Source organism: Labilibaculum sp. (assembly GCF_041595635.1).
Taxonomy (GTDB): domain Bacteria; phylum Bacteroidota; class Bacteroidia; order Bacteroidales; family Marinifilaceae; genus Labilibaculum.
In genome coordinates this window covers 22,772-29,847 of the sequence record NZ_JBFHJW010000051.1, presented here as the reverse complement: position 1 = coordinate 29,847, position 7,076 = coordinate 22,772, and the positions used below count along the sequence as shown (strand labels likewise).

5 protein-coding genes are annotated in these 7,076 nt (G+C 34.5%); 2 read left to right on the top strand and 3 right to left on the bottom strand.

What is annotated here, in order from left to right; translation table 11 throughout:
- The coding region (locus tag ABYT26_RS13410) for a PAS domain S-box protein (protein ID WP_372754727.1) at positions 1-2,832 on the top strand (2,832 nt) is incomplete at its 5' end.
- A gap of 84 nt (positions 2,833-2,916) precedes the next feature.
- Here ABYT26_RS13410 and ABYT26_RS13405 read toward each other — a convergent pair.
- On the bottom strand, positions 2,917-3,795 hold the full coding sequence (locus tag ABYT26_RS13405) for a restriction endonuclease (RefSeq protein WP_372754725.1): 879 nt from the start codon (positions 3,793-3,795) through the stop codon (positions 2,917-2,919).
- A 172-nt stretch (positions 3,796-3,967) separates the two neighbouring features.
- On the bottom strand, positions 3,968-5,038 hold the full coding sequence (gene corA, locus ABYT26_RS13400; protein WP_372754723.1) for a magnesium/cobalt transporter CorA: 1,071 nt from the start codon (positions 5,036-5,038) through the stop codon (positions 3,968-3,970).
- 188 nt (positions 5,039-5,226) lie between these two features.
- On the opposite strand from corA, the gene ABYT26_RS13395 reads away from it, so the two are divergent.
- Positions 5,227-6,000 carry a mechanosensitive ion channel family protein gene (locus ABYT26_RS13395; protein ID WP_372754721.1) on the top strand — a complete coding sequence of 258 codons (774 nt, stop codon included), beginning with the start codon at positions 5,227-5,229 and terminating at the stop codon, positions 5,998-6,000.
- A gap of 84 nt (positions 6,001-6,084) precedes the next feature.
- Here the strand turns inward: ABYT26_RS13395 and ABYT26_RS13390 are convergent, their stop codons facing one another.
- A complete protein-coding gene (locus ABYT26_RS13390; RefSeq protein WP_372754719.1) occupies positions 6,085-7,044 on the bottom strand; it encodes a mechanosensitive ion channel family protein in 960 nt (319 codons plus the stop codon).
- Positions 7,045-7,076 lie beyond the last annotated feature (32 nt).

The following is a 7,076-nucleotide window of genomic DNA, read 5'->3' as shown; positions in this document are numbered from 1 at the left end:
CAGCTACAAATCTCTGAAGATATCCTTACCAAATGGCAAAAATTAATCAATCTACTAGGTAGTACATTTACTATTCCCTCTACTCTTATTTGTCTCTTAAATGGAGAGGAAATCAACCTAATTGCAAAAAACCAAATTACCAACAACTCCACTGTTGATTGTGAGAATATAAATAAACTTTACAGTAAGAAAGTTATTGAATCGGGAAAAAAAGTGTTGGTTGCTTGTGAAAAACTTGATGGAAAAGCCCTAAAAAACTACAACGAAAATGCTCAGCATATTGCCTACCTTGGCTATCCAATTTTTCTTCCCAATGGAAATGTATTTGGTAGCATTTGTGTTTTAAATCGAAATAAGAATTCTTTTACCAAAGAGGTAGAAAATCTTCTCACTCACATCAAAGAAATCATTGAGTTAGATCTTGCTGCCCATATCTCTTTCTATGCCAAAAGTCATTGTTTGGAACAAAAAATAAGAGAACAAATTAAATCCATCGAAAAATCAAAAGAAAAAGATACCGAAATCCGGAATAAGTTAAAAAAGGAACAAAGCAATACAATTGAATTAAATTCAAAAATTAAAGAGCTAAACAAAAACCTATATATTTCCGAAGTCACTACCAACACTCTCATTACAAAAATGAATTCGGCAACAGCTTTATTTTCTGGAATATGGGACAATAAAGGACAGCTTCATGATGCTAAATTCATAGATATGAATCCTGCCAACGAAACTATGATTGGCTGGAAAAAAGAAGACATTCTGGGAAAAACAATACGAGAAATCTTCCCCAATACTGAACAAGAATGGTTCCATTGCTTCGAACTAATTTTTACAAAAGGAACCCCCATGAAATTTGAACTTACACACAAAGGTCTGGGGAAACATTTTTTGGTAAATGCTTTTCAATTAGGGTACAATTCTTTTTGTGTTTTATACTCTGAAAAATCAAAATCTCTTTCTCAAGAAACAAAAGTAAAGAAAGTAGAAAATCCATACCGTTCCTTTTTCGAAGGCATTAATATTTCGATAGTTGTCTTCAATCCCATATACAATTCAGACGGCAAAATTATCAATCTTATCTATTCAGATATGAATCCTGCCAATGAACATATTATGAATTTTCAGTTGGGTGAAGTAAAAGGGAAAAGCATGCTGGAACTCTTTCCTCAAACAAAGTCCGATTTCTTCCACCATTTTAATCAGGCTAAGGAAGAGAATAGGCCCGTTGCATTCGAGCTATATATCAATAGTTTGGACAAATATTTTTCGAGTAGCGTCTTCACTCTTCAAGATCAATTTGTATTTACTTGCTATGATATTAGCGAACGAATTAAAGCCAATAAACAACAAATAGAAAGTGAACAAATTCATCGGGCTATTTTCGACAATAATGGTTCAATTATGATGCTGATTGATTCTTCGGATGGCAGTATTGTAAATGCAAATGAAGCAGCTCTTACTTACACAGGTTACGACAAAAAAAGCCTGTTACAGATGAAAATAGTTGATATAAATAAGTTCGATAAGGAAACCATCCAACAACAATTTGAATTTCTTCGTGCAAATAAAAAAGTTCATTTGGAATTTCAGCATCGCATTTCCAGTGGCGAAATTAAAAACATTGAGGTGTTTGCAAGTCCTATCAAACTAAATAACCGAAAATTACAACACATCATTATTAATGATACAACAGAAAAGAAACGAGATCATCGAGATGTATTAAAATTATCGAAGGCGCTCGAGCAGGCTCCTGTTTCAATTGTAATTACGGATGTGAATGGTCTGATTGAATATACCAATCCATACAGTCGCTCACTTACAGGATATAAGTTGAATGAACTTCTGGGAAAGAATGCCCGAATTATGAAATCAGGAGAAGTTCCTCATAAAAACTATGAACAACTATGGAAAAATATTACCAGCGGGCAAAACTGGGAAGGGGAATTTTACAATCGTAAAAAAAATGGGACGCACTATTGGGAAAATGCAACCGTTGCTCCCATTACGGATGAGAACGGACAGATTATTAGTTTCATCAAAGTGGGACAAGACATTACCAAGCAAAAAGAATTGCAACACGAACTTCGTACTGCCAAATTAAAAGCTGAAGAAAGCGACCGCCTAAAAACAGCCTTTTTAGCCAACTTAAGTCATGAAATCAGAACACCACTCAATGGAATTATGGGTTTTACCGACCTTTTAATGAACAGTGATTGCGATCATGATACAAAACAAACTTACGGTACTATCATACAAGAATCTGGCGAACAATTAATGATGATCGTAAGCGATCTAGTGAAGATTGCTCAAATTGAAGCCAAACAACTAAGCATCAGAATCAGTTCCTTTTCCATCAATAAGTTTCTCAACGAGATTGCACTATTCTACGAACCCGAAATTTTGAAAAAAAATTTAGGGTTTACAATTTCTATGGGACCCTACATGGCAGAAAATATCCGATCCGATCGAAAAAGAATACGGCAAATATTGGATAATTTGATCAGAAATGCTATAAAATTCACCAACAAAGGAAGCATTCATCTGAAAGTTAAATATAAAAACGATTGCCTTACTTTTTCGGTAAGCGACACAGGGATTGGAATTTCCAAAGAATACCAAAAGATGATTTTCGATCGATTCCGTCAAATAGAAGAGAACCCCACCAGAAATTTTGGAGGAAATGGTTTGGGACTATCCATCTCAAAAGAAATTACCGAATTAATGGGCGGAAATTTATGGGTTGAATCGGAACCAGGAGAAGGCTCTCGCTTTACATTTACTATTCCACTTAATAATGTTGATAAGTTTAAAGAACTAAAGCAGAAGTAAAAACCATTTTTTCCGAAGGCTACATAAATAAAATTAGCAGCACCAAAATAAAGAACTGCAAATAATATATTGTGATTAGATAAACTATGAACAAATCTTTCGTAATTCTTCTTTAACTGCTCTTTTCTTCCTTTCGTTCAATGAAAAAGATTCCAAAATATTCTGATTTTCATTTAGCTGAATACAGGTAACCACACCACTATTAAGCAATTCTTGTTTCTGCTTTTTAGTAAGATGATGCAATATGGTAACTGGATACAAAGACAAACTTTCAACGATTTCTTTCAAACCCTTATTCCTAGGGTAATCCCAGGCTAATAAACGCAATCCACTGCGAGTTCCATATTGAATGGAATCATCAGAAAAACGGGTATTGGTAATGATCCAACCGGTAAAGGAAACACCTTTATAGGCCACTTCATTCTTTCTTTTGTCGATAATGTCATTCACTCGCGAACGAACATACAAAGGCACTTGTACACTAACATGCTTCCCTTGGTCTTTATGGTATTTACATTCCACCAGTTGCTGGCTATGATCTAATGTGGCAATCACATCCATTTCATGAGTTACAAAAGAACCTTCTACCACCACTCCCACAATCACATCATAACCTTGCTTCTTAAACATTTGTCCAATAAACTGCTCAAAAGGATATCCAGTGGGGCCAAGTTCCATAATTGCTTTTTTTAAGCGATAACGCATGGCCGAATTGGTTTTATTGCGACGTAGAATGGAAAAAGCTCTGGAATAAATTTGCCGTGTAGTAACTCCCGAATATATCCAACTTGAAATATCAGCCAGAATTTTATCGATAACAGACCTTTCCGCTCCTGCGTTAATTAGTGAACGCTCCAACTTCTTTATTTCAAAAGGCTCCTCATCTCCAGAAGCTTTTGTTACTAAAATCAACTTACTATTTGTTAACGAATTCGTGGACAAGCTCTTTTCCTGATTGTTCATATCTACATATTAACTTATTATTACCCAAAGGAGATTGTATAACTCTCAATTTTCTATTCATTCAAACATTACTTTCTACTTCTGCTTACCTCCCTCTTTTTCCTCATTATATTGCTGTTTCTAATAAGGAAACACAATTTAAATACCTATTCCTTTCAAGATGTGGAAGCCGTTACAACCACTTCTTCCTTCTAAAATACCAAACCATCACAAAGACAATTAACCACATAATAATCAACACAATGAAATAACCAAATTGCCATTCCAATTCTGGCATGTATTTAAAATTCATCCCATAAATTCCCGCAATAAAGGTAAGCGGAATAAAAATTGTGGAAATTAGAGTCAGTAATTTCATGGTTTTGTTCATCTCGTTATTCTGTACCGACTGGTAAGTATTCAAAATATCTGAAAGATAAGCAAGAAGATAATCTAGTTGATCAATAACAAACAAAATATGATCTTGTGTATCGTGAAAGTATTTGATATTTTCCTCCTGTAACAAGTCCAAGTCATTCTGTCTTAAAAGATCATAGGCCTCTTTCAAGGGAAGAATACTGCGTCGCGCCTTCATCAACTGTTTCTTAAAATCCTGAATGTTTCGTGGCACAAGTTCCGAATTTTCGGTCTCAATAAGATCTTCCAATTCATCCAATTGATCATTCCAATTCTCGAGAAGATGAAAATAACTATCTACAATAGTATCGGCAATAGCAAAAAACAAGTAATCGACTCCTTTTGTTCGAATTCTACGAGTACTATTTTCAATACGATTAATAAGCGAAGACAAAATAGGATTCCTCGAATCCATAAAAGAAATCACATAATTAGCCCCCAAAATAAGATTCACAGGTACGGCCATAAACTTGTAGCTATCCTTTTGGGGAATCAGCAGTTGCAGAGATAAAAAACTATAATGATCTAAATCCTCAAATTTAGGTCGTAAATGAGAATTTAAGGCATCTTCCAAACTCAAGTTATGGATTTTCAACTGACTGCCTAAGTTCTCGTAAGCAGGAATATCGATTCCAGTAAAATGAACCCAGTACACATAATCCTCCTCTTCAAATTTGTATTTAATCTGATCCAAATTTATTTTGTACTCGGTCGTTCTCGTTTTCTCAAAATTATACTGTAAAATCTGAATGGATGCATCGCTAATTTCTTTCTGCCCGATATGCATTAATGTACCCGGAGCCATTCCAGTTTTTTGTGAAATACGACTGTTTTTTTTCTTGCCCATAACAAAGTAGAACTGATTAATTGTATCTTTAAATTAAACAAATCCTTTACTGATTAACAATTATTCTTAGCCCAATGATCGAAACACTAGAAACTATTTTAAAAAACCTAGGAATAGGTTACAAACTAATATTTATAATAATCACCATTATCTCAGGCCTTATTTTATCAAAACTGGTTCATTTCTTTATGAATCGAATCCTGAAAAAAGCCTCCGATACCTTAAAAGTTGATCCGACCAACTATAGTTTCCTAAAAAATGCTGTTAGTTTCGTGATATTTACCATTATGGTAATCATTATTTTTTATTCCATACCGGAATTAAAAAGCGTTGGGGTTAGTTTAATGGCCAGTGCCGGAATCTTGGCTGCTATTCTTGGATTTGCCTCACAACAAGCCTTCTCGAATATTATTAGCGGTATTTTCATTGTTATTTTTAAACCTTTTCGGGTTGGCGATTTTATAAAAATAGGCGAACTACACCACGGTACTGTCGAGGATATCACCTTGCGACATACAGTAATTAACAATCCTGAAAACAGGAGAATTATTATTCCCAATGCTGTAATCAGCTCCGAAACCATTTTGAATTCATCCATTTCGGATCCCAAAGTATGTTCTTTTTTAGAAATTGGAATCAGCTACAATTCCAATGTTGACAAAGCAATTGAGATCATCCAAAAAGAAGCCACAAAACACCCTAACATACTAGACAACAGAACAGCTGAAGATTTGGAACAAAAGAAGGATTTGGTTGTGGTAAGATTAATTAATCTGGCTGATTCATGCGTCACACTTAGAGCCTACATTTGGGCTCAAGATTCAGGGAAAGCCTTCGTAATGAAATGTGATTTATTCAAATCAATAAAGAAAGAATTTGAAGCAAACGGAATAGAAATTCCATTTCCACATCAAACTGTATATTTACGACAGGAAAAACCCTTACAAATCACCCAAAGCTAAAGATACATCCTTATCTTCCTATTGGTAACATCAAAAAAGTGAGCTATTTATAGAAATAGCTCACCAAATAACATTACAATTTTTCTATATAGAATTTTCAGAGCTCAGGATCTTGCAAGCCAATAATTCTTTTATCACATTTTCAGTTAATTCACTTTTAAAGGCAAACTCAAAACGAATGTCCATCACATAAGCTTTCAATCTCATCTTATAGCATAATTTGTTGTATTTAATATCATTTACAAAAATAACTGCTACAGGCTTTGCCAGATATACATAGTTGGAAACCCTAGCCACTTCCATTGCGATTTTCCTTACTTGATGCGTATTAATGGTAATGGGCAAATAAATTTCAGCAACAACCTGACAATTTGTTTCGCCTGAATTTGAATTGGAAATAGATTGATTCATCAAATCGCCATTAGGCAAAGTAACAATAGAGTCGTCGGCTGTTTGTACTCGTGTTGATCGTAAAGACATATCAAGTACCTCTCCATAGGTACTTCCAACCTCTATTTTGTCTCCCACTTTAAAAGGTCTGTCGATAATAATCACAAATCCACCAAAAATATTCTTTAGAATATCCTGCGCTGCAAAACCTACCGCAACCCCAACCGATGCTCCAAAAGCAATCAGTGATTCTACAGGAGGATTGAAAATTCCTTTAACGATAAAATAGGCAATCACCGACCAACAAACAATCTTTACAATTGGCACTATCGCTTTGCCTTTCACACGTCTATCCGGACTTTTCTCTGACCAAATTTCGATTGTTCGCGTTAAAAATCGAACGGTAAAATATCCAATCGCAATAAAAACCAAGGCCCAAAATATCTTCGAAAAAGATACAATTTTAGATACATCTGGAGCCTCCAATTTTTCACCTATTGATTTGATCATATCATCATTGGAAAGAGTAGTTGAATCTGTCGTAACAGTAGCAGTTTCAACAATAGTATCCGCAATTTGGTTTTGTGCAAATAAAACTTGAGATCCTATAAAAAGACAGCCAAGAACAAATAATATATTTAAGTATTTTCTCATTTTGTTGTAATTATTATTGATTCGAACCCCGT